Below are 24,318 nucleotides of genomic sequence, written 5' to 3'. Positions count from 1 at the left end.
TGGCAGACGCGTTGGGCCTCGGGCACAATATCGCCCATGACGACCGAAAACTCCTCCGAAAACATCCGTCAGGCTGCTGCGGCAGACGACGAAGCGCAAGACACGCAGGCACAGCCGACGGCCTTTTCCCTGCTCGGCGGCGAGGCGCGCGTGCGCGAACTCGTCGACCGTTTTTACGACCTGATGGACCTTGAACCCGAGTTTGCGGGCATTCGCGCGATGCATCCGGCGTCGCTCGACGGCTCACGCGACAAGCTCTTCTGGTTCCTGTGCGGTTGGCTGGGCGGGCCGAACCATTACATCGAGCGATTCGGCCACCCGATGCTTCGCGCGCGCCACCTGCCGTTCCCGATCGCATCGAGCGAGCGCGACCAGTGGCTGCGCTGCATGGCGCTCGCCATGCAGGACATCCACGTGGAAGGCACGCTGCAGGAACGCCTGATGCAGGCGTTTTACGGCACGGCCGACTGGATGCGGAATAAGGCGGGTTAAGACGGGTTAGGACGGGGCAGGACGTGTTAAGCCGTGTCGGCATCCCCAAGCCTGAACTTCCCCTCGGTCCCGAACGGGTCTTCGTAGTTCAGGTGGCGCTCGACCACATCCATGTTGCGTTTCGCTTCTCTCGCACTCATCCAGTCGATGACCGCTGTCGTCGCAACGTCCCCGAAGGCGCGGTAAGCCGTGGCGACAAGACCGATGCAGCTTTGCAGCGCGTCGAATTCCTGTGCGCGGCTCTGCGGTGAGGCGGACGGCGCGGGCAGGTCCAACGAGTTCGGCGTGACGGCGGCGTCGTGTTCGTGCTGCGCGTCGTGCTGGCCTGCGATCTGACCTGCCTGATTGAAGAACAGGATCATGGACGTGCCAAGCAGCGCCGTCTGATATTTTCCGCCGTAGGTCTCGATATGCTCCGAACCGAGGAGCTTTCCGGCAGATGCGAACCATGCCGTATTCATGATCTGCGACGTCGTCGACGCGGGATTGCAGTACTTGCCGACGGCCACCGCCAGACCATCACGCTCGACAAGGACGCGAGGGCGGCAGTACTCAACGTAATCTTGTGCGCGCTGGATAGCGTGCTGCTCTCGTACGTTTCCTTCACCGTATTCAGACTGGCGGCACCCAGCGCACTGATACTCAGTGCGGCGTTACCGACGTGGTGCATCAACGCGGTAAAGCGACCGACCGTGGGCGGCGACGGCGCCATCTCACTCAATGAACTCGAAATTTCGGAAAGGCGTTTAAGTGCCTTTGCCGCGTCGTTTCGCACGGCGGCGTTGTCATCGTCAGGCAAGGGCATGCCACCGGCGTAGGTGTTCACAGCGTTGGCGTGAGTGAAGTGTGTGCTCGTTTGTGTACTTGGCATTGACTTAAGGGGGCTTGAGCGTAGTTGAAAGAATTGGGAATCAGAGGGCGTCCAGCAGACGCGTCAAACGCGCGCGCAGGTCGGTGTTGTCGTGGGTGCAGCGGGCCATGTCCAGCGCGTCGGACGCCATCTCTCGTGCGGTTTTGGTATCTCCCGTGCGTTGCATGCAGATCGCCGCGAAGTAGATCGGTTCCGGATTGCCGTATTCACGGGAGATCGCGACCATCAGTGGCGCAATCGCCTGTTCGAAATCGCCGAGCTGGCAAAGCACATAGCCGAATGCCTTGTACGCGGCGGTGTGATCGGGGAGCGCGCGGCAAATCGCGGCGAACGCGCGTGCGGCCCCTTCCAGATCGTTCGAGGCGTATAGGGCATACGCATGCGCGAGCGCCTGCGCATCCAACGCGCCGCTGATGTGGGAGACGGGGGCGGAGGCCGACAGGGCGTGAGCCCGATGATGAGCGGCCGCATCGGGAGAGGGGGCCCGTGGACGGGCAAGAGGGAGTCTCGTCATGGCGTCGTTCCTTTCAAATGCGATCACGTCATTGCGATCGTCCGTAATATGCGGCGGGCCAAAGCGGCGGGCTGTTGTCCCGCGACAATCGATGTCGAGAAGTCGCAAGCGAGGCGTCGGGTTGGGGCGCAGCCTATGAGGTCACGCTGGTCATGGACCAAAATCGGCTGCGTTGGGACAAGCACGGGGAACTGCCGTATGGCGCAGGATGGCTGTCTTGGGGCATGACCGTACCGGCGTTGGCGCACGGGATTGTGTCTTGCCAGCAGTGAGGAGTCGCGCGAACATGTCCCGTTCCCACAGGAGGCCGCATGACAACCGAAGCGCTGTTCCGACAAGACGCCTATCTGCGCCAATGCGAGGCGCGCATCACGCATATCGACGAGACGGGCATCATGCTCGATCGCACCGTCTTCTATCCGCTCGGTGGCGGGCAAGCCGGTGACGCCGGCGCATTCGTGCTTGCCGACGGTACGCGCCTGACCATCGCCGACACCCGCAAGTCGAAGCACGAAGGCGCGACGCCCGACGATGCCGTGCACGTACCCGCCGAAGGGCAGAGCCACGTACTGGCCGGACTGTCGGTCGGCGATGTCGTTCAGGCGGAAATCGACTGGGAGCGACGCTTCCGCCACATGAGGTTTCATACCGCGTCGCACCTGATGTGCGCGGTGCTGCCTCACCCGGTCGATGGATGCAGCATCACCACGGAATACGCACGGCTCGACTTCGTCACGAACGAACCGATTGAGCGCGAGACGGTGGAGGCCGGATTGGCGGCGCTCGTGGCGGCGGCACGCCCGGTCGCGATCGACAGCATCAGCGACGAAGAGATGGCGGAACGCCCGGAACTTGTGCGGACCATGAGCGTGAAGCCGCCGGTCGGGTTGGGACGCGTGCGACTCGTGCGCATCGAAGGCATCGACTTGCAGCCTTGCGGCGGCACACACGTGGGCAACACGGCGGAGATCGGCGCATTGCGCGTGTCGAAGATCGAGAAGAAGACGTCGCGCACCCGGCGGGTGGTGTTGGCATTCGCCTGAGTCTGGCATCATCGGCGATCTCCCAACGCTCACCTCAGGATTCTCGATGGCGACCCCGGCAGCAGACATGCTTTCGCAAACCCAACCGTTGCAACCCTGGCAGGCGGTGCTCGACTTCTGGTTCGGTGCGCCTGACGCCGAGGTCTATGGGATGGCACGTCCCGAGTGGTTCCGTAAATCGGAGGCCTTTGACGAGGAGATCCGCACCCGCTTCGGTGAGATTCACGCGCAGGCGGTTGCCGGGGAATTGAGCGATTGGGCGCAGACGCCGCTCGGCGCTTGTGCGCTGATCGTGGTGCTCGATCAGTTCTCGCGCAACTTGTTCCGGCATCGTGGCGAAGCGTTCGCGGGCGACGCGCAAGCGCTCGCGGTGGCGCGCCGTCTCGTGGAGGCGGGCGACGATCGGCGGCTGCCGACCGCGCAGCATCGCGTGTTCGTCTATCTGCCGTTCGAACACGACGAATCGCTCGAAAGCCAGCACATGTCGCTGGCGCTATACGAGCAACTGGCGCAAACGTCGGGCCTCGTCGACAACCTCGATTACGCGCGCAGGCACGCCGTCATCATCGAGCGATTCGGTCGATATCCACACCGTAATGCGGCGTTGGGACGCCACTCGACGCCGGAGGAAATCGCTTTCCTTAAGGAGCCGGGCTCGTCGTTCTGATTCCGATCTGCTGAGGTGGAGGGACGTGCAGTCAGCCGCGCGGCGGGTTTCTCACCGCTGCTGCGGCTGCCGAGGCGGGCGAAGCCACCGGTGTTGCCGGTTGACGTTGCTGGTACCACCGGATCGAGAGGAAGCCGATGACATACGCCAGCGCAGCGCCCGCGACGGCAAAAGCAGCCAGACCGGTACCGAGATGCAACGTCGCGGTGCCGAAGTCGAAATTCAATAATTGCGTCCAGAAGCTCTCACCGGCCTGCGTTGCTGCCGCGACGCCCGCTTCGATCTCTGCCTTGGGGGACCAGTCGAGCATCCAGCGGCCGACATGATGCGCCCCGAAGTAGACGAACGGCACCGTGAGCGGGTTGGTAATCAGCGTGCCCATCGTCGCCAGAAACAGATTCCCGCGCAGCAGGGCTGCAACGAGAATCGCCACCGGCATTTGCGCCACCGGAATCAGAAACCCGAAAAAGACACCGCACGCCAGTCCGATGGCCACGCCACGCGGCGTGGCTTGCCATAGGCTGCGGCGCAACAGCAGGCCCGCATGCGGACGCAGCCAACGGGATCGCAGCAGCCGCATCGGGCGGAGCATCTTTAACATCATGGGTAGGTTGCTCGTCGGATGGTGTTGACCCAGGCGGGCAGAAGGGCGGGTGTGCAAGCAAAGGTCCGCATTCAACGGATGTCTGAGTGTCGCAGACGTCGAGAGTTCAATCACGCCGTCTGTCGGGGGACGAGATCGCCTGACAGCCAAAAGCACAGCGTCGTAGGCGCGGCCGATCTCTGCTTGGGGCGCTAGGCTGGGTTAGGAGCGGGGGGGGGAGATGGGGGGACGGGGAGACGGTGTGCTGCGCGACGGCCATGCCGCGCAGCGATGTAGCGAAAGACAGTGACGCGACGGCTTAGATCTGCGTGCGTTGATGCGCCCAGCGATCGACCTGCGACGGCTTGAAGTGACGCATCGTCTCCAGCAACGATTCCGGCGATGCGGCGATCTGCAACTGATCGAGTTGCGGCGCCTTGAGGAACTGCTCCGTCACCATCGACTTGAGAAACACCAGCAGCGGATCGTAGTAGTTCTCGACATTGAGCAAGCCGATCGGTTTCGCGTGGTAGCCGATTTGCAGCCACGTGAAAACTTCGAACAGCTCTTCGCACGTACCGATACCGCCGGGCATGGCGATGAAGGCGTCCGAGAGGTCGGCCATCATCTGCTTGCGCTGGTGCATGTTCTCGACGACATGCAATTCCGTCAGCCCGGTATGGCCGACTTCCTTTTCCATCAATGCCTTCGGAATGATGCCGATGGCCTCGCCGCCATGCCCGAGCACAGCGTCGGCAATGATGCCCATCAGACCGACCTTGCCACCGCCGTACACGAGGCGGATGCCCGCTTGTGCCATGCGACGACCCAGATCACGGGCCGCGTCTGCGTACTCGGGGCGAGCGCCGGTCGCGGCCCCGCAGTAGATGCAAATGGATTCGACTTCCGACGACATGCCTTACTGAACTCCCTTGGACGATGATTCCCGGGCCATCTTGTCATACAGCTCGCGCGACTTGCCCTTGAGGTAGGGCGCCATCTGCGAAAGGATGTGATAGCTCGATTGATGCAGCCCTGCGCCGATTTCTTCGGGATCGTTGTACTTGCGCGGGTTCATCACGAATTGATAGGACAACCAGTACGTGGACAACACCACCATGTTGGTGGTCACGATCTCGATCTGCTCCGGCGTGATTTCCATTTCGCCGTCGGCCACGAGCAGGTCGCACATCTCGCGCGCGAAACGCTTCTTGTGGCCGATGATCTGCTTGAAGTGCGTCTCCAATGTGCGGTTTCGCGCGAGCAGATCGTTGAGATCGCGATAGAGGAAACGGAAACGCCACAGAAACTCGGACATGTATTGCAGATACGTCCAGACTTCGTCGAGCGTGGGTTTGTGATCATCGGGCAGCCGCAGGCGACGTTCGATTTCCTGCTCGAACTGCGCAAAGATGCTGTTGATGATGTCGTCTTTGTTGCGGAAGTGATAGTACAGATTGCCCGGGCTGATCTTCATCTCCTCGGCAATCGTGGTGGTGGTGACGTTCGGTTCGCCGATTTCATTGAAGAGTCGCAGGGACACTTCGAGAATTCGTTCGCGGGTTCGGCGTGGCGGCTTTGCTTCCATGTCTGTCGGCCCCGGTTAGCGGCAAGCTCGGCGAAGGAGGTTCTCCGCTTGCGTTTATGAATTGAGTATTGGGTATACGGCGACCGATTATACCCGGCAGCCAGACGCTGCCAAGCCTGCCACCCGGGGCGACGAGTGATATCAGAAAAATGCCGTACGTACGAGCGCCACAATGACCGGGCCTGCGAGCGAGACCCAGGTGAGAAGGCACAGGCCGAGCGCGACCAGCACGGCAGCACTGCCGAAATCCTTCGCACGCTTCGACAGTTCGTGCCGTTCGAGTGAGATACGGTCGATGGCGGCTTCGATGCTCGAATTGACCAGCTCGATGATGAGCACGAGCAGGATCGAGCCGATGAGCAGTACGCGCTCGACGGCCGTGACCGGCAGGAAAATTGCGGCGGGCAGGAGAATGGCGGCGAGCGCGAGTTCCTGACGGAAGGCGCTCTCCTCGAACACGGCAAACTTGAATCCGGACAACGAGTACTTCAGGGCGCGCCACGCGCGCATGACGCCCCGGTTGCCCTTATACGGATTCGGTTGTTTGTCGCGTGGCGGCGGGTGATCGATGAACAAGCGTCAGGTTCCTCGCCGCAACGGGCTCTGGAGGTGGGTGGATCAGACCGCGGGCGCGAGCGACGGCTCGGGCTTGCGCGGATGCAGATGCGAGGCGAATTCTTCGGAGGCCGCCTGCCACGAGAAGCGCTCGGCCCAGGCACGCGCGCTGGCTCGCGAGACCTTGAGGGCGTCCAGACACGCCTCGCGCAAATCCTCACGCAGTGCGCCGCCGTCGCCCTCAGGGCAACCGGCGAACACGTCGACGGGTCCGGTCACCGGGTAGGCCGCCACCGGCAGCCCGCACGCCATCGCTTCGAGCAGCACCAGACCGAAGGTGTCGGTGCGGCTCGGGAAGACGAAGACGTCGGCCGAAGCATAGACCTTTGCCAGTTCAGGCTGCGAGAGCATGCCGAGATAGTTCACGTCGGGGTAGCGCGAGCGGAGTTCGGCCAGTTGCGGCCCTTCGCCCGCGACCCATTTCGAGCCAGGCAAATCCAGCTTCAGGAAGGCTTCGATGTTCTTCTCCACGGCAACGCGCCCTACGTAGAGGAAAATCGGATGTGCCGAATTTAGCACATGTGCTTCCTGCACACGGAAGATGTCGAGATCGACGCCACGCGTCCACAACACCACGTTGCCGAAGCCGTTCGCTTCGAGATCGCGTTTGACGACCGGCGTGGGGGCCATGACCGCACGCGACGGCTTATGGAACCAACGCAGGAAGCGGTAGGTGGCGGAGAGCGGGAAGCCAAAGCGCGCCTGCACGTATTCCGGGAAACGCGTGTGATAGGCGGTGGTGAACGGAAAGCCGTTACGCACGGCCCATTTGCGTGCGGCCATGCCGAGCGGGCCCTCGGTGGCGAGGTGCAGAGCGTCCGGCGCGAAGTCTTCGATGCGGCGTCCGACGCGTCCGCCCGCGAAGAAGGCGAGACGGATTTCCGGATAGGTCGGGCACGGGATCGTGCGGAATTCCTGCGGCGTGAGCAGCTCGACACGATGGCCGGCCGCTTCGAGCTGAGCGCGCGTGTTCTTCAACGTGCGGACCACGCCGTTGATCTGCGGATCCCAGGCGTCGGTGACGATCATGATTTTCATCGGGCGCTCCTTCGCGCACGTGGCGCGGGTGGAATGGCACGCGCAATCGCGTGTGAAGTGAAGCGCACATAGGGCGGTGTTCGGCCGTCCGTGCGCAGGTTGAGTTCGGGGTGTTGCGGGCCGTTGTCTCAGGCGCTGACCGGCGTAGCGCCGACGCGCTCGCGCGTATTGCGCTTCTGCGTCCAGTAGATGATCTTCAGTTCGCCTTCGGTGGTCTCGACGAGCGCCGACAGGCTTTCGACCCAGTCGCCGTCGTTGCAGTACAGCAGCCCGTCGATCTCGCGGATTTCCGGCTTGTGGATGTGCCCGCACACCACGCCGTCGCAACCACGGCGGCGCGCTTCGTCGGCCATCACGTTCTCGAACGCGGAAATGAAATTCACGGCGTTCTTCACTTGGTGCTTCAGGTACTGCGAGAGCGACCAGTACGGGAAGCCGAAGCGCGTGCGCACGCGGTTGAACCAGCGGTTGAGCAGCAGCGTAAGCGTGTAAAGCGAGTCGCCCAGATAAGCGAGCCACTTGGCGTGCTGAATCACGCCGTCGAACAGATCGCCGTGGGTGATCCACAGACGCTTGCCCGAGAGCGTGGTGTGAAACGCTTCGTCGCGCACCGCGATGTCGCCGAACGCCAGCCCGCAGAACTGACGTGCCGCTTCGTCGTGATTGCCCGGCACGTAGATGACTTGCGTGCCCTTGCGCGCGCGCCGCAGCATTTTCTGCACGACGTCGTTGTGCGCCTGAGGCCAATGCCAGCCCTTGCGCAAATGCCAGCCGTCGATGATGTCGCCCACGAGATACAGGTAATCCGACTCGTGATGCCGCAGGAAGTCGAGCAGATACTCCGCCTGGCAGCCTTGCGTGCCGAGGTGGATGTCCGAAAGCCAGATGGTGCGATAGCGCGTGATGCCTTCGGGCGGTGGGTCGAGCGGATCGGGGGTGTCCGGCGGCAGGTCGATGAGGGAGCGCGGTGCGGCGGGAGGGCTGGCGGGCGGGGAGGCGGGGCGACCCGGCGGGGTATCTGCGAAGTGACCTGCGCGAGCCGAAGGCGTTGGGATCGGCAGATCGAAAGTGGGTGTCGTCGTCATAGCGGCTCGCACGTCGCGTTGAACATGCGAGCATTCCGCCATGCCTTCGTGAACGCACGATGACAGTCATGCGCGTGTCGCGAAAGTGTCTTTTAGCGTCGTGCCGATGCGACGGCTTGCGGCGCATGCCTGCATCGCGAGATGCCGGGCGCCATCGCCGTGCCCACGTCAGTTACCGTGACGCAGACCTTGCGCCACGCGCTCAAGGGTCTCGAGCACCAGCGCCCGCGAGCGCGGATGCGTGCCCAGGGAGACGTGCCCCAGACCGTCCAGCGCAATGTTGTGCGCGCCGGGCAGCACCGACGTGCGCACCGGATACACGACGTTGTCGTGCGCCGTGTAAATCGACGTGATCCGTGCGCGTTCGGCATCCTTTTCGCTGTTTGCCAGCGCTACCAGCCACTCGCTGCCGATGCTCATCTGACGCACGTTATGGCCGATGCCGTGTCGCGCATGCAGCGTGCCGAAGTGCGGCGAACCTAGTGTGATGGTATGCGCGACAGGTAGCGTGGGAAAGCGGCGCAGGCAGGCGCGTGCGGCGATCCCCCCCATGCTGTGACCGATGATGACCACGGGCAACCGCGTGCGCTCTGCAAGGCGCTGCGCAGCGTTGGCGATGGTCTCGGCGTAGTCGTCGATGTCGCCGAAGATCGGGGCGAGATTGATGGCGTCGCAGTGATAGCCGGCGTCCGCCAGATGACGGGAGAAGCGCAGCCAGAAGGCGCGATTGCAGCCGTAACCATGCAGCAGGAGGACCGCCACGGGGCGCGCCGGTCCGCTGGGTGCGGGCAGTGGGGCGGCGCTGCGCCACGGTTGGTACAGATCGAGCAGGAGGATCGAGGCTGCGCACTCGTAAGCCCAGACAGCGATGTTCGTGCCTGCGGTGGTGCGACGCTCGGCGCTCGGGTCGCCGTTCGCCGCCATGACGAAGCCAGCGGCAAGGCCCAGCGCGTGGGAAACGGGCAGCCACAGGAGTGTCCAGAGTACGGTCGTCCACGGGCTGTGCCATGCCGACCACGTCGCGATGGCGACGACGATCGACAGGGCGATTTCTATCGCGCCGTAAACCAGATGTGGACGGGAGGGCCGCAGCAGCGGGGCGGCGGCGTGCTCATCGTCCCCTCATTTGCCCAGAACGCTGACGAGCCGCGTGCCGGCGAGCCGGTCGTGAACGAACTGATGATCGGGCATCACGCGCATCGCGAGGGCCCAGACGACAAGCCATCCGGCCAGCAGCGCCACGCTGTTCCAGCCGGTCAGCCCCAGCGCCCAGTCGAGCGCCATGGCGGGCAGCACCCAGAGCCACGCGAGGGCATAGCGCAGGACAGCGCGGCCCGGGCGCACGGGCAAACCGTGCGCGTCGACCAGGCGGATCTTCCAGGTCTTCATGGCGAGCGTCTGACCGCCATGCGTCCAGAACCAGACGAAGTACGCGCCGAGCACGAGGAACAGCCAGGTTTGCATGGCGTGACGGTACATCAGGCCGCTGCGTTGTTGCGTCAGGGCGCTGAAGAGGTAGCCCGCAAGGAAGAGCACGCCGAAGAGCAGCAGCGACTCATAGACCATCGAGAGCAAACGGCGGCGCAGCGTCGGCACGGCATAGCTTTGCGGCCCGGCGGTGGTGGGCGTGTCGTGCGTGTCGTGCATGTGGTGCATGTGGTGCGTGCGGGCAGCATGGGACGCATGAGACGAACGAGGCGGCTTGGCAGGCTGAGTCGTAGCGGATTCGGTCATCGCGGCGTGGTCTGAGGTCTTGTTGTCGAAGGCGGGTCGGGCCGGTTTGCATCCGGCAGCATGCGTTCGCCGAGAAGGCGTCGCCCATTATGCGGAAGATTGGGCCGATGGGCCAGCCAGCCGGGTGGTCTTACGCGCTCGCCAGATGCAAACGGCCGCCCGAAGGCGGCCGTCGATTGTCATGCCGGCTGACGTCTGGCGTCAGTTGTGGTGATACAGATCCGAATTAAAGGTATCCGCGTTTTTGTCGCTGTTGGCCGGGGCGGCGCTCGCTGCGCCGTTGCTGGCGGCTGACGGATTGGACGCGGCCGGTGCCGACGCGCCGGATGCCGGTGCCGGAACGGTGGCCGCCGGGCTCGACGCGACGGGGGCAAGGGGCAGTGCACCGTTTCGCGAGGCGGCAGCGGCATCCTTGCGATGCACCGCAGCGTACGGATTCTTCACGCCGGAACGGCCCGTGGGCGGTGCGCTGACCACATTGGGACGGCTGGCTTGCTTCTTGTCGTCTGCGGCCAGACGCTTTTTCTGTTCTTCCGAGAGCTGCTGGTACTGCTGCCAGACCTGCGCCTTACGCTCCGGCGGCAGGGTCTTGGCGTTCTGATAGCTTTCGCGGGCCAGTTGGCGCTGCTCGGGCGTCAGGCGTACCCAGTCGGCCATACGGTCGTGCAGACGCTTGCGACCTTCAGGCGACAACGTCTGGAAACGCTTGGCGATCTCGACCCACTTTTCGCGCTGACGCTCGCTCATCCGATTCCAGTCCTGGGCGAGCGGGGCGAGCGCTTCCTGCTGTGCGGCATTGAGCTTCGCCCACGCGCCGCCCGGCGAGGGCAGGGCGGCCAGCGGTGCGCTGGCGGCGGCAGGCTGGCTGGCCGTGAGCGTACCGACGGGCCCGTAGACCGTCGCCGCGCCGTTGCCGGATGCGGTGGTGCCGTCGATCACCGGCGGCACGTCGGACACCGGTTCGGGGGCTTGCGAGCGGCGCAGCGCTGCCGTGCCGGCAAGAGCGGCGACGACTAGCGCGGCGACCAGAAAAAGTACGTTGCGTCGCGTCACTGGCTGGTCTTGGATGGGGGGACTACTGGGCACGCTTTACGTAGGCGTTGAAACCGTGATCGGCGTAGGCCGACAGCGGCAGTTCGTCGCTCAATACGGCAGCGTCGATATCCGCCAGATCCTGAATATGCTGCTGATGTTCCCAGTACGCAATGCCTGCCAGACCGATCACCAGTGCGGCGAGCGGCCAGAGCAGACCCAGACGGCCCAGTTTGTCGAACGCGCGACGCGGCCCGCCGATCTCCGGCGATTGCATGGCGCCCACACCCGCGAGTACCAGCGCCGGTTGCACGACGGCCACCGGTTCGGGCTTCTTGCGGGCGAGCGCCTCCTGGCGCGCGGCGGCCAGCCGGGCCGCGATGTTCGGCGACGGGGCCTCGGACGCTTCGTCCAATGCCAGCCGCACGCGATGTGCGAAGCGAATTTCCCTCGTTTCCAGATCGTGACTCATAACCTGATCCCTTTTGCCTTCAACGCCTGGGCCAACGCGTGAGTGGCACGCGAGCAGTGCGTCTTGACGCTGCCTTCCGAGCACCCCATCGTGGCGGCGGTCTCGGCAACGTCCATGTCTTCCCAGTAACGCATGAGGAAGGCTTCTCGTTGACGTGTCGGTAGTTTCTGTATTTCCGCTTCGATGAGCGTGAGGATTTCGGCACGCGAAACCGAGTCTTCGCTGCTCTCGGTTTGCACAGACCCATCCTCGCCCAGTAAGGTTTCCAGCGGGTCGAAGTCGTCGCGTTCGTCGTCGCCGGGGCCGGCGAGGTTGGAGAACAGCGTGACCCACGTGTTGCGCACCTTCTGGCGGCGGAAATAGTCGTGAATGGTGTTCTGGAGGATGCGCGTGAATAGCAGCGGCAGGTCGGACGGCGGCTTGTCGCCGTACTTCTCGGCCAAACGGATCATCGCATCCTGAACGATATCGAGGGCGGCCTCGTCGTCGCGTACGGCATAGACGGCCTGCTTGAAAGCGCGCCGTTCGATGCCCGCGAGAAAATCCGCCAGTTCCTTGTCAGATGCCATCCGGTGGGGTGCACGCAGCGTCGGCCGCCGCGCCTGTGAAATGCCGTGTAAGCGTAAAGATCGCGTAGTCGGTGCGGATGCTACCAAAAACGCGCCTGCCTGTAACCGCTTTTGCTTCCGGTTGTGTCGCGTTGTGTTGAGTCAGATCGATTGGGACGGTGCTGCCTTCCTATCATCTGAAGATTGTGCACCAGCGTGGGGACGCGCGCTGTACGGTGTGGGAATTTTGCGAAGCGCACTTCGCGATCATGCTGCAAATGCATGAACATGCTTGACCATTTTGCTGCGAACCAGTAATGTTGCCAGTTCGCAATATCTGTGATTGTCTCAATATCGGCACACCCATCAGGTGGGTCCATCATTCAGACGCGCAGCTTGAGCCCGGACCACAAGTTCGCGGGGAGAGCACCCAATCAAAATTTTTGCCGAAACTTTGAAAGGTCGACGATGAACATGCCAAGCGCGGAATTCTCCGAGGCGGAAGCTACACGCCACCAAAATACTTCTGAAGACATGATTGGCGCCGAGATCCTCGTGCGCTCGCTTCAAGAAGAGGGAGTCGAACATCTGTGGGGTTATCCCGGCGGTTCGGTTCTCTACATCTACGACGAACTCTACAAGCAGGACAAGATCCAGCACATTCTGGTGCGCCATGAGCAGGCAGCCGTACACGCGGCCGACGCTTATTCGCGTTCCACCGACAAAGTCGGCGTGTGTCTCGTGACGTCTGGCCCGGGTGTGACCAATGCGGTCACCGGGATTGCCACGGCGTACATGGATTCGATCCCGCTCGTCATCATCACCGGGCAGGTGCCGACGGCCGCTATCGGTCAGGACGCCTTCCAGGAGTGCGACACGGTCGGTATCACCCGTCCTTGCGTCAAGCACAACTTCCTCGTGAAGGATGTGCGCGACCTCGCCGCCACCATCAAGAAAGCCTTCTATATCGCCAAGACGGGCCGTCCGGGTCCGGTGCTGGTCGACATTCCGAAGGACGTTTCCAAGGCGCGCTGCCGCTTCGAATATCCGAAGGCGGTGTCGCTGCGTTCGTACAATCCGGTGACGAAGGGCCATTCGGGCCAGATCCGCAAGGCCATGAGCCTGCTGCTCTCGGCCAAGCGTCCGTACATTTACACCGGCGGCGGCATCATTCTGGCCGACGCGTCGAAGGAACTGAACCAGTTCTGCGACCTGCTCGGCTATCCGGTGACCAACACGCTCATGGGCCTGGGCGGGTATCGCGCGAGCGATCCCAAGTTCCTCGGCATGCTGGGCATGCACGGCACGTACGAAGCCAACATGGCCATGCAGCACTGCGACGTGCTCATCGCCATCGGCGCGCGCTTCGACGACCGCGTGATCGGCAACCCGGAACACTTCTCGTCGACCGCCCGCAAGATCATTCACATCGATATCGACCCGTCGTCGATTTCCAAGCGTGTGAAGGTCGACATTCCGATCGTCGGCGACGTGAAGGAAGTGCTGCGCGAGATGATCGAGAATCTGCAAACCGCCGAGCACGGCCCGGATACCGGGGCGCTTGCGGACTGGTGGAAGCAGATCGAGGAATGGCGTTCGCGCGATTGCCTCGCCTTCGATCGCAAGAGCGAGATCATCAAGCCGCAACACGTGGTCGAGACCTACTGGAAGCTCACGGACGGCGAAGCCTTCGTGTGCTCGGACGTCGGTCAGCATCAGATGTGGGCCGCTCAGTACTATCGTTTCAACAAGCCGCGCCGCTGGATCAACTCGGGCGGTCTGGGGACGATGGGCTTCGGCCTGCCGGCGGCGATGGGCGTGAAGATGGCGCATCCGGACGCAGAAGTCGCCTGTATCACCGGCGAAGGCTCGATCCAGATGTGCATTCAGGAACTCTCGACGTGCCTGCAATACCGCACGCCGGTCAAGATCCTGTCGCTCAATAACCGCTATCTGGGCATGGTTCGTCAGTGGCAGCAGATCGAGTACAGCAAGCGTTACTCCAGTTCGTACATGGACGCGCTGCCGGACTTCGTGAAGCTCGCCGAGGCGTACGGTCATGTGGGGATGCGCATCGAGAAGTCGTCGGACGTCGAGCCGGCACTGCGCGAGGCACTGGCCCTGAAGGACCGCACGGTATTCATGGATTTCCAAACGGATCCCACCGAAAACGTCTGGCCGATGGTTCAGGCGGGCAAGGGCATCAGCGAGATGCTGCTCGGTTCGGAAGATCTGTAAGACGAAGCGGCGCGTGCGCGCTGCCAGTCGCTGCCGGCATTGCCGGAGCGCGGGCGCGACGTCCCCAACAAGGACAATCCGGGATACACCATGAGGCACATTATTTCTGTTTTGCTCGAAAACGAGCCGGGCGCGCTGTCGCGCGTGGTCGGGCTGTTTTCGGCGCGTGGCTACAATATCGAGACCCTCACCGTTGCACCGACCGAAGATCGGTCGCTCTCACGCATGACGGTGGTCACGACCGGCTCCGATGACGTCATCGAGCAGATCACGAAGCACCTGAACCGGCTCATCGAAGTGGTGAAGGTGGTCGATCTGACCGAGGGCGCGCATATCGAGCGCGAACTCATGCTGATCAAGGTTCGCGCGGTAGGCAAAGAGCGGGAAGAGATGAAGCGGATGTCGGATATTTTCCGCGGCCGCATCATTGACGTTACGGAAAAGACCTATACGATTGAGCTCACCGGAAATTCGTCGAAGCTTGACGCATTTATCGAAGGGCTCGACCAGACGGCGATTCTCGAGACGGTTCGTACCGGTGGCTCGGGCATCGGGCGCGGTGAGCGCATTCTGAAGGTCTGACCGGCAACGGCAACGCGGTAAGCGGATTTCGATCCATTCTGATTTCAGTTTATTTTTGGTAATACGGGACACTCCAAATGAAAGTTTTCTACGACAAAGACGCCGACCTCTCCCTCATCAAGGGCAAGCAAGTCACGATCATCGGTTACGGCTCGCAAGGCCATGCCCACGCACAGAACCTGAAGGACAGCGGCGTGAACGTGACGGTCGGTCTGCGCAAAGACGGCGCTTCGTGGAACAAGGCAGTCAACGCTGGCCTGAACACCAAGGAAGTGGCGGAAGCTGTGAAGTCGGCCGACATCGTCATGATGCTGCTGCCGGATGAGCAAATCGCCGACGTGTACAAGAACGAAGTGCACGCCAACATCAAGGAAGGCGCTGCGCTGGCTTTCGCGCACGGCTTCAACGTGCATTACGGCTGCGTGATCCCGCGCGCCGACCTCGACGTCATCATGATCGCCCCGAAGGCCCCGGGCCACACGGTGCGCTCGACGTACTCGCAAGGTGGCGGCGTGCCGCACCTGATCGCCGTGGCACAAGACAAGTCGGGCGCCGCTCGCGACATCGCGCTGTCGTACGCTGCCGCTAACGGCGGTGGCCGTGCCGGCATCATCGAAACGAACTTCCGCGAAGAAACGGAAACCGACTTGTTCGGCGAACAAGCCGTGCTGTGCGGCGGTACCGTCGAGCTGATCAAGGCCGGTTTCGAAACGCTGGTCGAAGCCGGTTACGCGCCGGAAATGGCCTACTTCGAGTGCCTGCACGAACTGAAGCTGATCGTCGACCTGATCTATGAAGGCGGTATCGCCAACATGAACTACTCGATCTCGAACAACGCCGAATACGGCGAGTACGTCACCGGCCCGCGTGTCGTGACGGAAGAGACGAAGAAGGCCATGAAGCAATGCCTGACCGACATCCAGACCGGCGAGTACGCCAAGTCGTTCATCCTGGAAAACAAGGCGGGCGCTCCGACCCTGATCTCGCGTCGCCGTATTACGGCCGAGCACCAGATCGAGCAAGTGGGTGGCAAGCTGCGCGCAATGATGCCGTGGATCGCCAAGAACAAGCTGGTCGACCAGTCGAAGAACTAAGTTCTCTGAACTGACGTCGCTGACCGCCTGTTTTGCCGTAGCTGTCGCTGCGGTAAAACAGGCGGTTTTTTTATGACATCCGCGTGTCGGTTGGGGAAAAAGTGTCGCCGCGCCGCGCGCATTGCTACAATGCCGCCACGCCACGGTTTGGTCCAAAGCAGGCCGACCCGCTCACTCAACCGTTTTACCAAGGACGCGAGTTCAATCGCATGAATTATCCTCACCCGATCATCGCCCGCGAGGGCTGGCCCTTCCTGGGCATCGCCGTCGCCGTCGCGCTCGTCGTGCATTTTATGGCTGGCGTGTTTTGGGCCGCGCCGTTCTGGGTGATCGCCCTGTTCGTTCTGCAGTTCTTCCGCGACCCGCCGCGTGAAGTGCCGCAGCAGGCCAATGCCGTGCTTTCCCCGGCAGACGGGCGCATCGTGGCCATCGAAACCACGCAGGACCCGTACGCAGGCCGTGAAGCGCTGAAAATCAGCGTCTTCATGAACGTCTTCAATGTTCACTCGAATCGTGCCCCGGTTGACGGCACGGTGACCAAGGTGGAATATTTCCCGGGACGTTTTTTCAACGCCGATCTCGACAAGGCGTCGCTTGAGAATGAGCGCAATGCGCTGGTGATCGACGTGGGCGGCCAGATCGTGACGAGCGTGCAGGTCGCCGGTCTGATCGCGCGCCGTATCCTGTGCTACGTGAAGGCGGGCGACCGTCTCACGCGTGGTCAGCGTTACGGCTTCATTCGCTTCGGTTCGCGTGTCGACGTCTATCTGCCGTTGGGTTCGCGCCCGCGCGTGGCGATCGGCGACAAGGTGTCTGCCACCTCGACGATTCTCGCCGAGCTGTAAGTCACGCGTCACTGCATCGGCGCCATCGGTGGTGGGGCGACCTCCGGGCCGCACGCCGCCGTGGCCGCCGCGTCGTCAAGCTCGGCCACGGGGTGCCGGGGTTTGGCGATGCGGTCTGCAACTGCTTTCGCGTTTCACGTTCCAATAGCGGTGATCCGTCGCGGGTTCGCCCGCAGTTTTGGGGGCTGTCCATCGACCCTAGCATCGAAAAGGAGTTATAGATGCCGGAAAACCATCGCGGCCGCTTGCGCAACAATGTCAGGCATCTCTCGCCGTTCGGCCGTCACAAGAATCCATCAGAGCCATCGATGAACGAAGACCACGATCAGAGTGTGGAGGACGATGTGCCCGTGCGTCCGCGCAATCGCGGCATCTATCTGCTGCCGAACGCTTTCACGACCGCTGCGCTCTTCTGCGGTTTCTTCGCCATTGTGCAGGCGATGAACGACCGCTTCGAGCAAGCGGCCATTGCCATCTTTTTCGCGATGGTGCTCGACGGCATGGACGGGCGCGTAGCCCGCATGACCAATACCCAGAGCGCCTTCGGTGAGCAGTACGATTCGCTCTCCGATATGACCTCGTTCGGCGTCGCGCCGGCGTTGGTGATGTACGAGTGGATCCTGCACGAGATCGGCAAGTGGGGCTGGCTGGCGGCATTCGTCTACGTGGCGGGGGCGGCGTTGCGTCTGGCGCGCTTTAACGCCAACATCGGGGTGGTCGACAAGCGCTTCTTCCAGGGGCTCGCGAGTCCGGCGGCGGCGGCGCTGATCGCCGGGTTCGTCTGGATTACGATCGACAACAAGTTGCCGGTGAACGTGTTCTGGATGCCGTGGGTCGCATTCTTCCTCACGATCTACGCGGGGATGTCGATGGTGTCGAACGCGCCGTTCTACAGCGGCAAGGCGCTCGATGTGCGCCAGCGCGTCTCGTTCGGCGTGGTGCTGCTGTTCATGGTGGGCTTCATTCTGGTGTCGTCCGACCCGCCGCTCGCGCTGTTCGGCATGTTCTGTGTGTACAGCGTGTCGGGCTACGTGCTGTGGGCGTTCCGTTTCGTCAAAGGCCGCCGTCAGCGGATTTTCGGCGAAGTCGACGAATAACAGAGTGGGAAACAAGGAGCGTCTCGGTGCGCCCCTTGTCATATCTGCCTGTCAGAGTTCTCAGGTATGACATCGTTGGGATGCGCTAATCTTGACGTTGGCAGGAGAAGTACCCTTGTGGCGCGGGTCGTTTTCCGCCGATCTGGCAGGGCCCGACGCTGTTTTCCATAGTTAGACGTGACGAAGGAGAAATCATGGGCATACTCGCTTTCGTGAAAGAAGCCGGTGAGGCGCTTCTCGGTAAGGCACACGCGGCAGACACCCCGCCGCCCGCCCCGGGGCCCGATGTCGATGCGGCCAACCGCACCGCCGGTGAAGCCATCGAAAACTACATCAAGTCGCAAGGGTTGGACGCGACCGGCCTCGACGTAGAGTTCGACGGCGCAACCCGTACCGTCAAGGTCTATGGCGTCGCGGCCGATCAGGCGACGAAGGAGAAGATCCTCCTGTGCTGCGGCAACGTGAGGGGGGTGGCTGCGGTGGATGATCAGATGTCGGTCTCGACGGCGTCGGCCGAAGCCAAGTACTACACGGTGAAGTCGGGCGACACGTTATCGGCCATTTCCAAGTCTGTCTATGGCGACGCCAACAAGTACAACGGCATCTTCGAAGCGAACAAACCGATGCTCTCCAGCCCGGACAAGATTTATCCGGGGCAGGTGCTCCGGATTCCGCCACTCTGATCGGAATTTCTCCCGTGAATGCCAGCCCGGCCTTGTGCCGGGCTGTTTCGTTTTAGGGCCGGTAAGCGGTTCGGCCGATGGCCGCGAATGCCCCTGTGCATGGGGCTTGACGTCTGCCGCTCGCGTTGCGGAATCACCCGATTGCGACTATATTGGCGCTCATGATTTCAGGCGCCTGACCGGCTCCGGGCCTTCCTTACGCACCGCTTGGCGTGGTTTTTTGCGTCGCATCCGGCGTCTCTTGCGGTGCCACTGATGCCATCCGTTTCTCCGCCCTCGGGCCGGCCATGCCGGCGCGCGCCGCGCGCTGATATCAAAAAAATACCGAACCCTACGAAATCCCCTCAGGAGCAAATCATGGCCGACAAGCTGATCATTTTCGATACGACCTTGCGCGACGGTGAGCAGTCGCCGGGCGCGTCGATGACCCGCGACGAGAAGATCCGCATCGCCCGTCAACTGGAGCGACTTCGCGTGGATGTCATCGAAGCCGGTTTCGCGGCCAGCTCGAACGGCGATTTCGAGGCGATTCAGGCGATCGCCGGCATCGTGAAGGACAGCACGGTGTGCTCGCTCGCACGCGCTAACGACCGCGATATCGCGCGGGCCGCCGAAGCGCTCAAGGGGGCGAATTCGTCGCGAATTCACACGTTCATCGCCACGTCGCCGCTGCACATGGAGAAGAAGCTGCGCATGAGCCCGGACCAGGTGTTCGAGCAGGCGAAGCTTGCCGTGCGTTACGCGCGTCAGTTCACCGACAACATCGAGTTCTCGCCGGAAGACGGCAGCCGTTCGGATCTGGACTTCCTGTGCCGAGTGCTCGAAGCCGTGATCAACGAAGGTGCAACGACCATCAACGTGGCGGACACGGTCGGCTACGGCGTGCCGGAGCTCTACGGCCAGCTCGTGCGCACGTTGCGTGAGCGCGTGCCGAATTCGGACAAGGCGGTCTGGTCGGTGCACTGCCACAACGACCTGGGCATGGCCGTGGCGAACTCGCTGGCTGGCGTGCAACTGGGCGGCGCGCGTCAGATCGAGTGCACGATCAACGGCCTGGGCGAGCGGGCAGGCAATACGTCGCTCGAAGAAGTCGTGATGGCGCTCAAGACCCGCAAGGATTATTTCGGTCTGGAACTGGGCATCGATACGACGCAGATTGTGCCGGCCTCGAAGCTCGTCTCGCAGATCACCGGCTTCAATGTGCAGCCGAACAAGGCCGTCGTGGGCGCCAATGCGTTCGCGCACGCGTCGGGCATCCACCAGGATGGCGTGCTCAAGGCGCGCGATACGTACGAAATCATGCGTGCGGAAGACGTGGGCTGGACGGCGAACAAGATCGTGCTCGGTAAGCTCTCGGGCCGTAATGCGTTCAAGCAGCGTTTGCAAGAACTGGGCATCGAGATGGAGTCGGAGCAGGACGTGAATGCCGCGTTCGCCCGCTTCAAGGAACTCGCCGACCAGAAGTCGGAAATCTTCGACGAGGACATTCTCGCGATCGTCTCGAACGAAGCGCAGGCCGAAGGCAACGAGCACTTCTACCTCGTGTCGATGGCGCAGCACTCCGAGACCGGTGAGCGCCCGAGCGCGCGCGTGGTGTTTACCGCGCAAGGCAAGGAACTCGTGGGCGAGTCCGACGGCAACGGGCCGGTCGACGCCGTGCTCAACGCCATCGAATCGCAGGTGAAGAGCGGTGCGGAGCAACTGCTTTACTCGGTCAACGCAATCACGACTGGCACGCAGTCGCAAGGAGAAGTGACGGTGCGTCTGTCAAAGGCGGGCCGTATCGTGAACGGGGTCGGCACGGACCCGGACATCGTTGCGGCGTCGGCCAAGGCCTATCTGTCGGCGCTCAACAAGTTGTACTCGAAGGCTGAGAAGCTGAACCCGCAGCTCACGCCGTAATTGCCATAATCGCCGTTCGACACGGCAGATCGCTTGGGAGGCGGTCTGTAGCCGACTTCGTTCGGGTGCGTTCGGCGGCGAGAAGAGAAGAGGCCGAGCGCCTGGCAACGCCAGGCCACAAGGTCCTCGCGAACCGACGATGTCGGTCGCGCGATTATCTTCCGCTCGCCGCTGGCTTGCTGGCGAGTGGCCGCCGATCGAGGGCTCACTGACCGCGGTAGGTGCGCTCGTGCAGCGATGCCCCGCCGTAAGCTGCACGCTTCATGCCCGAGGCCGGTGCCGGCATGGCGTCGCCAGTGGCGGCTTGCGGGTGTGCCATTGCCGAACTCGATGCCTCACGTGCGACCTCGTGCGTTTGTTCGCGTTTTGCGCGCGCGGTACAGCAATACACTGCAATGATTCGCGTCGAGGTCAAGTTCCCGGCAAATTTCGGCGATGTCCATGTCGAGCAATTCGCGCATGGAAAACACGCGAACGGTGGGTTCGGGCAGGGCGTTCAGGCACCCGTCGAACAATGCCCAGAACTGTTGACGGGCGACGAGTGTCTCGGGGCGAGGCCAGGGGCGCGGGCGCGCGTGATCGTTCCAATGACCACGCTCGTCGAAAAGCTCGCGATCGAACACGGAGTTCTCATCGGCGTCGCCCTCGAGAGACGAGGCGTTGATCGTGCGGCGTCGCGCTCGCATGGTATCGATCAGCTTGTTGCGCAGAATCGCGAAGACCCAAGTCTTGCGTCGGGAGCGCCCGGAGAATTCGCTCGATGGCGAGCACGCCGCCGTCAGTGCTTCCTGAACGGCGTCTTCTGCCGGATGTTCGTCGCGCAATTGCAATCTGGCAAAGCGCAGCAGGTCGCGACGCAGTTCTGCGAGATACGCGTGGTCCAGATATGAATTCGCAGGAATAGGCGCCCGCCTGACTTAGAACAGATTGTTGTCCCGTTTCTCGTGCAGCGGATCCGGGCTGATTTGGGTGGTCTTGACGATGCCCTCGGCATCGAAATAGAAGTTCATCATCGAGAACCACACGTCGTCCTGCTTGAAGCGGTATGTCCAGACTTCGCGCTTCACCAGCGGGAAAGCCGAGGTCTCGACGGGCTCGCCAAAGTGATGCAGTACATCCGTCTTGGTCCATTTGTCGACCTCGACCTTGTTGAACTCCTGCGTCGATAGCACCTGCGTGACGTGCAGCAACCGACCCTGAGCATCGAAGTCGGCGGCAATCGTTTCCTCGCCGAACGGCTTCGTCGGATAGAGCCAGCGTGTGACGCCGGGCGCGAGCGGATAGACCTCTTTGGGCTTGCCCAATTGGGCTTGGACTTCCGCCTGCGACGCCGATGCGGGCAATTGTTGCCACGGCGGCGTGATGCAGGCCGTCAACGACAGCGCGAGCACACCCGCAGCGGCCCAGCGGATAACTCGAGTCGACGCAGTAACGGTGTCGATAAACAAGGGGAAACGATACGTCATGGTTGGCCTCATGGGGGGGGGTGCCCAAAATATGGGCGATGGTGGCTTGCTGATAGCATACCGCCACCGTTCCCCATCGTGGGGTGCCTTGGCTTGCCCGGGCGAGTGGTGGCAGTTATGATTCGCGCCGGGACAGTTCTAGAGGCCTCGATGAAATCTCATGTATTGCTGGCGCGTGTTTGCGCGGTGCTGTGGACTTTGGGCCTGCTGGCCGCCACCGGTGTGGCCGATGCTGCGCCGCCGATTCGGCTTGCCCTCATCGAGGGGATGAGCGGGCCTTTCGGCAATGCGGGGGCAATGGTCGAGCGGAATCTGCGTTTCGCGATCGATCGCGTGAACGCGCGGGGGGGTGTGAAGTTGCGCGATGGCCCACATCCGCTCGAGTTGACCGTGTTCGACAGCAAGGGCGCGGTCGAAGACAGTCTCGTGCAGCTCAAGGCGGCAGGGGATCTCGGTATCCCGTTCGTTCTGCAAGGCAACAGTTCTGCGGTGGCGTCGGCACTGATCGATGCCATCAACAAGCGCAATGCGCGTGAGCCGGGGCAGCGCATGCTGTTCTTCAACTACTCCGCTGTCGATACGGCACTCACCAACGAACAGTGCAGCTTCTGGCATTTCGCGTTTGACGCCAATGCCGCGATGCGCATGCAGGCGCTGACCGAAGCCATCAGGCAAGACGACAGCATTCAGAAGGTCTATCTGCTCAATCAGGACTACAGCTTCGGACGCCAGGTCGCCACGCTGGCTCGCCAGATGATCGGCGCCAGGCGTCCCGACGTACAGATCGTGGGTGAACAGTTCAGCCCGGTGGGCCGTGTGAAGGACTTCACGCCGTATCTGGCGCGTATCCGCGCGGCCGGGGCCGATACCGTGGTCACGGGCAGCTGGGGTAACGACCTGACACTGCTCGTCAAGGCTGCGCGAGAGCAGGGCATGGAGCTCAAGTTCTACACGTTCTACGGCAACGCGCTCGGTGCTCCGGCGGCACTGGGCGATGCCGGTGTCGGACGCGTGTACGCGGTGGCCGAGTGGCATCCCAATGTCGGGGGCGAAGCGTCGGATGCGTACTACAAGGCGTTCCGCGCGCGCTATCCGGACGCGCGCGACGACTATCCGTTGCTGCGCATGAGCGTGATGGTCGACATGATTGCCGCAGCGCTCGAACAAGCGGGCACCACGGACGTGACGACCGTTGCGCGCGCGCTGGAGAACCGTCGCGTGCGGGAGGCGCCGGCCGATGCATGGATGCGGGCGAACGACCATCAGATGATCGAACCGCTGTACGTCTCCGTGATGCGTCGCGCAGGCGAGCCGGGCGTGAAGTTCGATAACGAGGGCTCGGGCTACGGATTCCGGACCGTGATGGAGTTGCCGATGAACAAGGTGGCGCTGCCGAGCACGTGCCGGATGGCGCGTCAGCGCTGACCGACGGCCGGCCCTGAGGGCGACCGGGAAGTCGATTGGTCGTGATTTTTCGGACAATTTGACGAATTTCTCCGGATTATTCGTCCGAAATTGGCGTTTTGGGCGGTTCGAAGGGGCCTGCAAGCCCGCCTGCTGCGGCAAAGCGCGGAAAAAAGTGGCGTCGTGATGCCGGTTCCCGTATAATCGCGCACTTGCAGTTTTGTTTATGTACGGCAACGTACATGTTTTTGTAAGTTCACGGCACGGCCATTCTTCCGTGACCGCGTGTATATTCAAAGGAAAGAAAATGTCGAACGCAGATATCAAGAAGTCGGACGTCGTGGCGCAATTCGCCCGCGCCGCCAATGACACTGGCTCCCCCGAAGTTCAGGTTGCGCTGCTGACCACGCGCATCAACGAACTGACCCCGCACTTCAAGGCGCACATGAAGGATCACCACAGCCGCCGCGGTCTGCTGCGCATGGTGAGCCGTCGTCGTAAGCTGCTCGACTACCTCAAGGGCAAGGATGCAGACCGCTACCGCGCCCTGATCGAGAAGCTGGGCCTGCGTAAGTAAGCGATTACGATTACGACGAGATGCCTGTATCAGCGTGCTGATGCAGGCATTTTGTTTTTGGGCGGTAGCCGATCGATGCTCTCAGAGCCTCTTTCGGGACGATTAACCCGGCGGTTGCGCCGGGTTTCCGGTCTCCGTTACCGATTTA

25 protein-coding genes and 2 pseudogenes are annotated in these 24,318 nt (G+C 62.5%); 12 read left to right on the top strand and 15 right to left on the bottom strand.

The genetic code is table 11. The annotated features are described in order from the left end of the window. Window positions 1-36 precede the first annotated feature (36 nt). A complete protein-coding gene (locus MB84_RS14940; RefSeq protein ID WP_084009809.1) occupies window positions 37-492 on the top strand; it encodes a group II truncated hemoglobin in 456 nt (151 codons plus the stop codon). A gap of 26 nt (window positions 493-518) precedes the next feature. Here the strand turns inward: MB84_RS14940 and MB84_RS14935 are convergent, their stop codons facing one another. Both MB84_RS14935 and MB84_RS29930 read right to left on the bottom strand, forming a co-directional pair. Further along, complete coding sequence (locus MB84_RS14935) at window positions 519-1,001, bottom strand: hypothetical protein (RefSeq protein ID WP_046292354.1); 483 nt, start codon at window positions 999-1,001, stop codon at window positions 519-521. A 402-nt stretch (window positions 1,002-1,403) separates the two neighbouring features. Further along, entirely contained in the window at window positions 1,404-1,985 is a 582-nt protein-coding gene (locus MB84_RS29930) for a tetratricopeptide repeat protein (RefSeq protein ID WP_157122740.1), read from the bottom strand. A 203-nt stretch (window positions 1,986-2,188) separates the two neighbouring features. On the opposite strand from MB84_RS29930, the gene MB84_RS14920 reads away from it, so the two are divergent. Together MB84_RS14920 and MB84_RS14915 are read left to right on the top strand one after the other, a co-directional pair. Then, complete coding sequence (locus MB84_RS14920) at window positions 2,189-2,920, top strand: alanyl-tRNA editing protein (protein WP_046292351.1); 732 nt, start codon at window positions 2,189-2,191, stop codon at window positions 2,918-2,920. A 67-nt stretch (window positions 2,921-2,987) separates the two neighbouring features. Then, window positions 2,988-3,587, top strand: a complete 600-nt coding sequence (locus MB84_RS14915; RefSeq protein ID WP_157122907.1) for a DUF924 family protein — start codon at window positions 2,988-2,990, stop codon at window positions 3,585-3,587. 31 nt (window positions 3,588-3,618) lie between these two features. Here the strand turns inward: MB84_RS14915 and MB84_RS14910 are convergent, their stop codons facing one another. From MB84_RS14910 to MB84_RS14860, 11 genes and pseudogenes are all read right to left on the bottom strand, one after another. Beyond that, the gene (locus MB84_RS14910) at window positions 3,619-4,179 is read right to left on the bottom strand and encodes a DUF2062 domain-containing protein (RefSeq protein ID WP_169835013.1); all 561 of its coding nucleotides are present in this window, start codon (window positions 4,177-4,179) and stop codon (window positions 3,619-3,621) included. Between the two features lie 310 nt (window positions 4,180-4,489). Then, on the bottom strand, window positions 4,490-5,086 hold the full coding sequence (locus MB84_RS14905) for an LOG family protein (RefSeq protein WP_046292349.1): 597 nt from the start codon (window positions 5,084-5,086) through the stop codon (window positions 4,490-4,492). Between the two features lie 3 nt (window positions 5,087-5,089). Further along, the gene (locus MB84_RS14900; protein WP_046292348.1) at window positions 5,090-5,758 is read right to left on the bottom strand and encodes a TetR/AcrR family transcriptional regulator; all 669 of its coding nucleotides are present in this window, start codon (window positions 5,756-5,758) and stop codon (window positions 5,090-5,092) included. 141 nt (window positions 5,759-5,899) lie between these two features. Beyond that, window positions 5,900-6,295, bottom strand: a pseudogene (locus MB84_RS14895) (diacylglycerol kinase); the annotation flags it as partial. 81 nt (window positions 6,296-6,376) lie between these two features. After that, the gene (locus tag MB84_RS14890; RefSeq protein WP_046292346.1) at window positions 6,377-7,411 is read right to left on the bottom strand and encodes a glycosyltransferase family 4 protein; all 1,035 of its coding nucleotides are present in this window, start codon (window positions 7,409-7,411) and stop codon (window positions 6,377-6,379) included. Window positions 7,412-7,539: 128 nt separating this feature from the next. Further along, window positions 7,540-8,472: a UDP-2,3-diacylglucosamine diphosphatase gene (locus tag MB84_RS14885; RefSeq protein ID WP_425415914.1), complete on the bottom strand. Its 933-nt coding sequence runs from the start codon at window positions 8,470-8,472 to the stop codon at window positions 7,540-7,542. Window positions 8,473-8,664: 192 nt separating this feature from the next. Continuing rightward, window positions 8,665-9,420, bottom strand: coding sequence for an esterase/lipase family protein (locus MB84_RS14880; protein ID WP_052653397.1), 756 nt, complete (start codon window positions 9,418-9,420; stop codon window positions 8,665-8,667). Between the two features lie 198 nt (window positions 9,421-9,618). After that, complete coding sequence (locus MB84_RS14875; RefSeq protein ID WP_046293835.1) at window positions 9,619-10,143, bottom strand: RDD family protein; 525 nt, start codon at window positions 10,141-10,143, stop codon at window positions 9,619-9,621. 288 nt (window positions 10,144-10,431) lie between these two features. Then, window positions 10,432-11,283, bottom strand: a complete 852-nt coding sequence (locus MB84_RS14870) for a DUF3106 domain-containing protein (protein WP_046292344.1) — start codon at window positions 11,281-11,283, stop codon at window positions 10,432-10,434. A 22-nt stretch (window positions 11,284-11,305) separates the two neighbouring features. Continuing rightward, a complete protein-coding gene (locus MB84_RS14865) occupies window positions 11,306-11,734 on the bottom strand; it encodes a DUF3619 family protein (RefSeq protein WP_046292343.1) in 429 nt (142 codons plus the stop codon). Next, complete coding sequence (locus MB84_RS14860; protein WP_046292342.1) at window positions 11,731-12,303, bottom strand: RNA polymerase sigma factor; 573 nt, start codon at window positions 12,301-12,303, stop codon at window positions 11,731-11,733. The genes MB84_RS14865 and MB84_RS14860 overlap by 4 nt, the downstream gene beginning before the upstream one ends. Window positions 12,304-12,750: 447 nt before the next feature. Here MB84_RS14860 and MB84_RS14855 point away from each other — a divergent pair, with 447 nt between their 5' ends. The 7 genes from MB84_RS14855 to MB84_RS14825 all read left to right on the top strand — a co-directional run bounded on the left by MB84_RS14855 (window position 12,751) and on the right by MB84_RS14825 (window position 20,723). Beyond that, on the top strand, window positions 12,751-14,520 hold the full coding sequence (locus tag MB84_RS14855) for an acetolactate synthase 3 catalytic subunit (RefSeq protein WP_046292341.1): 1,770 nt from the start codon (window positions 12,751-12,753) through the stop codon (window positions 14,518-14,520). Window positions 14,521-14,610: 90 nt separating this feature from the next. Beyond that, window positions 14,611-15,102 carry an acetolactate synthase small subunit gene (ilvN, locus tag MB84_RS14850; RefSeq protein WP_039397629.1) on the top strand — a complete coding sequence of 164 codons (492 nt, stop codon included), beginning with the start codon at window positions 14,611-14,613 and terminating at the stop codon, window positions 15,100-15,102. 77 nt (window positions 15,103-15,179) lie between these two features. Next, complete coding sequence (gene ilvC / locus MB84_RS14845; protein WP_039397631.1) at window positions 15,180-16,196, top strand: ketol-acid reductoisomerase; 1,017 nt, start codon at window positions 15,180-15,182, stop codon at window positions 16,194-16,196. Between the two features lie 209 nt (window positions 16,197-16,405). After that, entirely contained in the window at window positions 16,406-17,041 is a 636-nt protein-coding gene (locus MB84_RS14840) for a phosphatidylserine decarboxylase (protein WP_039397633.1), read from the top strand. A 221-nt stretch (window positions 17,042-17,262) separates the two neighbouring features. Further along, window positions 17,263-18,138, top strand: a complete 876-nt coding sequence (locus tag MB84_RS14835) for a CDP-alcohol phosphatidyltransferase family protein (RefSeq protein ID WP_046292340.1) — start codon at window positions 17,263-17,265, stop codon at window positions 18,136-18,138. Window positions 18,139-18,332: 194 nt separating this feature from the next. After that, window positions 18,333-18,821, top strand: coding sequence for a peptidoglycan-binding protein LysM (gene lysM / locus MB84_RS14830; protein WP_046292339.1), 489 nt, complete (start codon window positions 18,333-18,335; stop codon window positions 18,819-18,821). 357 nt (window positions 18,822-19,178) lie between these two features. Next, window positions 19,179-20,723 (top strand): 2-isopropylmalate synthase, encoded by a 1,545-nt coding sequence (locus MB84_RS14825; protein WP_046292338.1) that lies wholly within the window; start codon window positions 19,179-19,181, stop codon window positions 20,721-20,723. A gap of 368 nt (window positions 20,724-21,091) precedes the next feature. Here MB84_RS14825 and MB84_RS14820 read toward each other — a convergent pair. Both MB84_RS14820 and MB84_RS14815 read right to left on the bottom strand, forming a co-directional pair. Then, window positions 21,092-21,625 (bottom strand): annotated as a pseudogene (locus tag MB84_RS14820) (sigma-70 family RNA polymerase sigma factor); the annotation flags it as partial. Window positions 21,626-21,640: 15 nt separating this feature from the next. Then, complete coding sequence (locus MB84_RS14815; RefSeq protein WP_157122739.1) at window positions 21,641-22,189, bottom strand: hypothetical protein; 549 nt, start codon at window positions 22,187-22,189, stop codon at window positions 21,641-21,643. Between the two features lie 150 nt (window positions 22,190-22,339). Between MB84_RS14815 and MB84_RS14810 the strand changes: the two genes are divergently transcribed. Both MB84_RS14810 and rpsO read left to right on the top strand, forming a co-directional pair. Next, on the top strand, window positions 22,340-23,614 hold the full coding sequence (locus tag MB84_RS14810; RefSeq protein WP_046292336.1) for a branched-chain amino acid ABC transporter substrate-binding protein: 1,275 nt from the start codon (window positions 22,340-22,342) through the stop codon (window positions 23,612-23,614). Between the two features lie 286 nt (window positions 23,615-23,900). Beyond that, on the top strand, window positions 23,901-24,170 hold the full coding sequence (rpsO, locus tag MB84_RS14805) for a 30S ribosomal protein S15 (protein WP_039397648.1): 270 nt from the start codon (window positions 23,901-23,903) through the stop codon (window positions 24,168-24,170). Window positions 24,171-24,318 lie beyond the last annotated feature (148 nt).

It is taken from the genome of Pandoraea oxalativorans (assembly GCF_000972785.3).
GTDB lineage: Bacteria > Pseudomonadota > Gammaproteobacteria > Burkholderiales > Burkholderiaceae > Pandoraea > Pandoraea oxalativorans.
Note: the sequence above shows the minus strand (reverse complement) of the source record. Positions and strands in the feature narration are given on the sequence as shown.

Excerpts from the sequence above, each read along its gene's own strand:
- MB84_RS14890 (WP_046292346.1), bottom strand. The coding sequence starts at position 7,411 with ATGAAAATCATGATCGTCACCGACGCCTGGGATCCGCAGATCAACGGC.
- MB84_RS14815 (WP_157122739.1), bottom strand. The coding sequence starts at position 22,189 with ATGACGTATCGTTTCCCCTTGTTTATCGACACCGTTACTGCGTCGACT.
- MB84_RS14900 (WP_046292348.1), bottom strand. The coding sequence starts at position 5,758 with ATGGAAGCAAAGCCGCCACGCCGAACCCGCGAACGAATTCTCGAAGTG.
- MB84_RS14880 (WP_052653397.1), bottom strand. The coding sequence starts at position 9,420 with ATGGCGGCGAACGGCGACCCGAGCGCCGAGCGTCGCACCACCGCAGGC.
- MB84_RS14855 (WP_046292341.1), top strand. The coding sequence starts at position 12,751 with ATGAACATGCCAAGCGCGGAATTCTCCGAGGCGGAAGCTACACGCCAC.
- MB84_RS14920 (WP_046292351.1), top strand. The coding sequence starts at position 2,189 with ATGACAACCGAAGCGCTGTTCCGACAAGACGCCTATCTGCGCCAATGC.
- lysM (WP_046292339.1), top strand. The coding sequence starts at position 18,333 with ATGGGCATACTCGCTTTCGTGAAAGAAGCCGGTGAGGCGCTTCTCGGT.
- MB84_RS14810 (WP_046292336.1), top strand. The coding sequence starts at position 22,340 with ATGAAATCTCATGTATTGCTGGCGCGTGTTTGCGCGGTGCTGTGGACT.
- MB84_RS14860 (WP_046292342.1), bottom strand. The coding sequence starts at position 12,303 with ATGGCATCTGACAAGGAACTGGCGGATTTTCTCGCGGGCATCGAACGG.
- ilvC (WP_039397631.1), top strand. The coding sequence starts at position 15,180 with ATGAAAGTTTTCTACGACAAAGACGCCGACCTCTCCCTCATCAAGGGC.
- MB84_RS14905 (WP_046292349.1), bottom strand. The coding sequence starts at position 5,086 with ATGTCGTCGGAAGTCGAATCCATTTGCATCTACTGCGGGGCCGCGACC.
- MB84_RS14910 (WP_169835013.1), bottom strand. The coding sequence starts at position 4,179 with ATGCTCCGCCCGATGCGGCTGCTGCGATCCCGTTGGCTGCGTCCGCAT.
- MB84_RS14825 (WP_046292338.1), top strand. The coding sequence starts at position 19,179 with ATGGCCGACAAGCTGATCATTTTCGATACGACCTTGCGCGACGGTGAG.
- MB84_RS14915 (WP_157122907.1), top strand. The coding sequence starts at position 2,988 with ATGCTTTCGCAAACCCAACCGTTGCAACCCTGGCAGGCGGTGCTCGAC.
- MB84_RS14865 (WP_046292343.1), bottom strand. The coding sequence starts at position 11,734 with ATGAGTCACGATCTGGAAACGAGGGAAATTCGCTTCGCACATCGCGTG.
- MB84_RS14840 (WP_039397633.1), top strand. The coding sequence starts at position 16,406 with ATGAATTATCCTCACCCGATCATCGCCCGCGAGGGCTGGCCCTTCCTG.
- MB84_RS14940 (WP_084009809.1), top strand. The coding sequence starts at position 37 with ATGACGACCGAAAACTCCTCCGAAAACATCCGTCAGGCTGCTGCGGCA.
- ilvN (WP_039397629.1), top strand. The coding sequence starts at position 14,611 with ATGAGGCACATTATTTCTGTTTTGCTCGAAAACGAGCCGGGCGCGCTG.
- rpsO (WP_039397648.1), top strand. The coding sequence starts at position 23,901 with ATGTCGAACGCAGATATCAAGAAGTCGGACGTCGTGGCGCAATTCGCC.
- MB84_RS14875 (WP_046293835.1), bottom strand. The coding sequence starts at position 10,143 with ATGCACGACACGCACGACACGCCCACCACCGCCGGGCCGCAAAGCTAT.
- MB84_RS14835 (WP_046292340.1), top strand. The coding sequence starts at position 17,263 with ATGCCGGAAAACCATCGCGGCCGCTTGCGCAACAATGTCAGGCATCTC.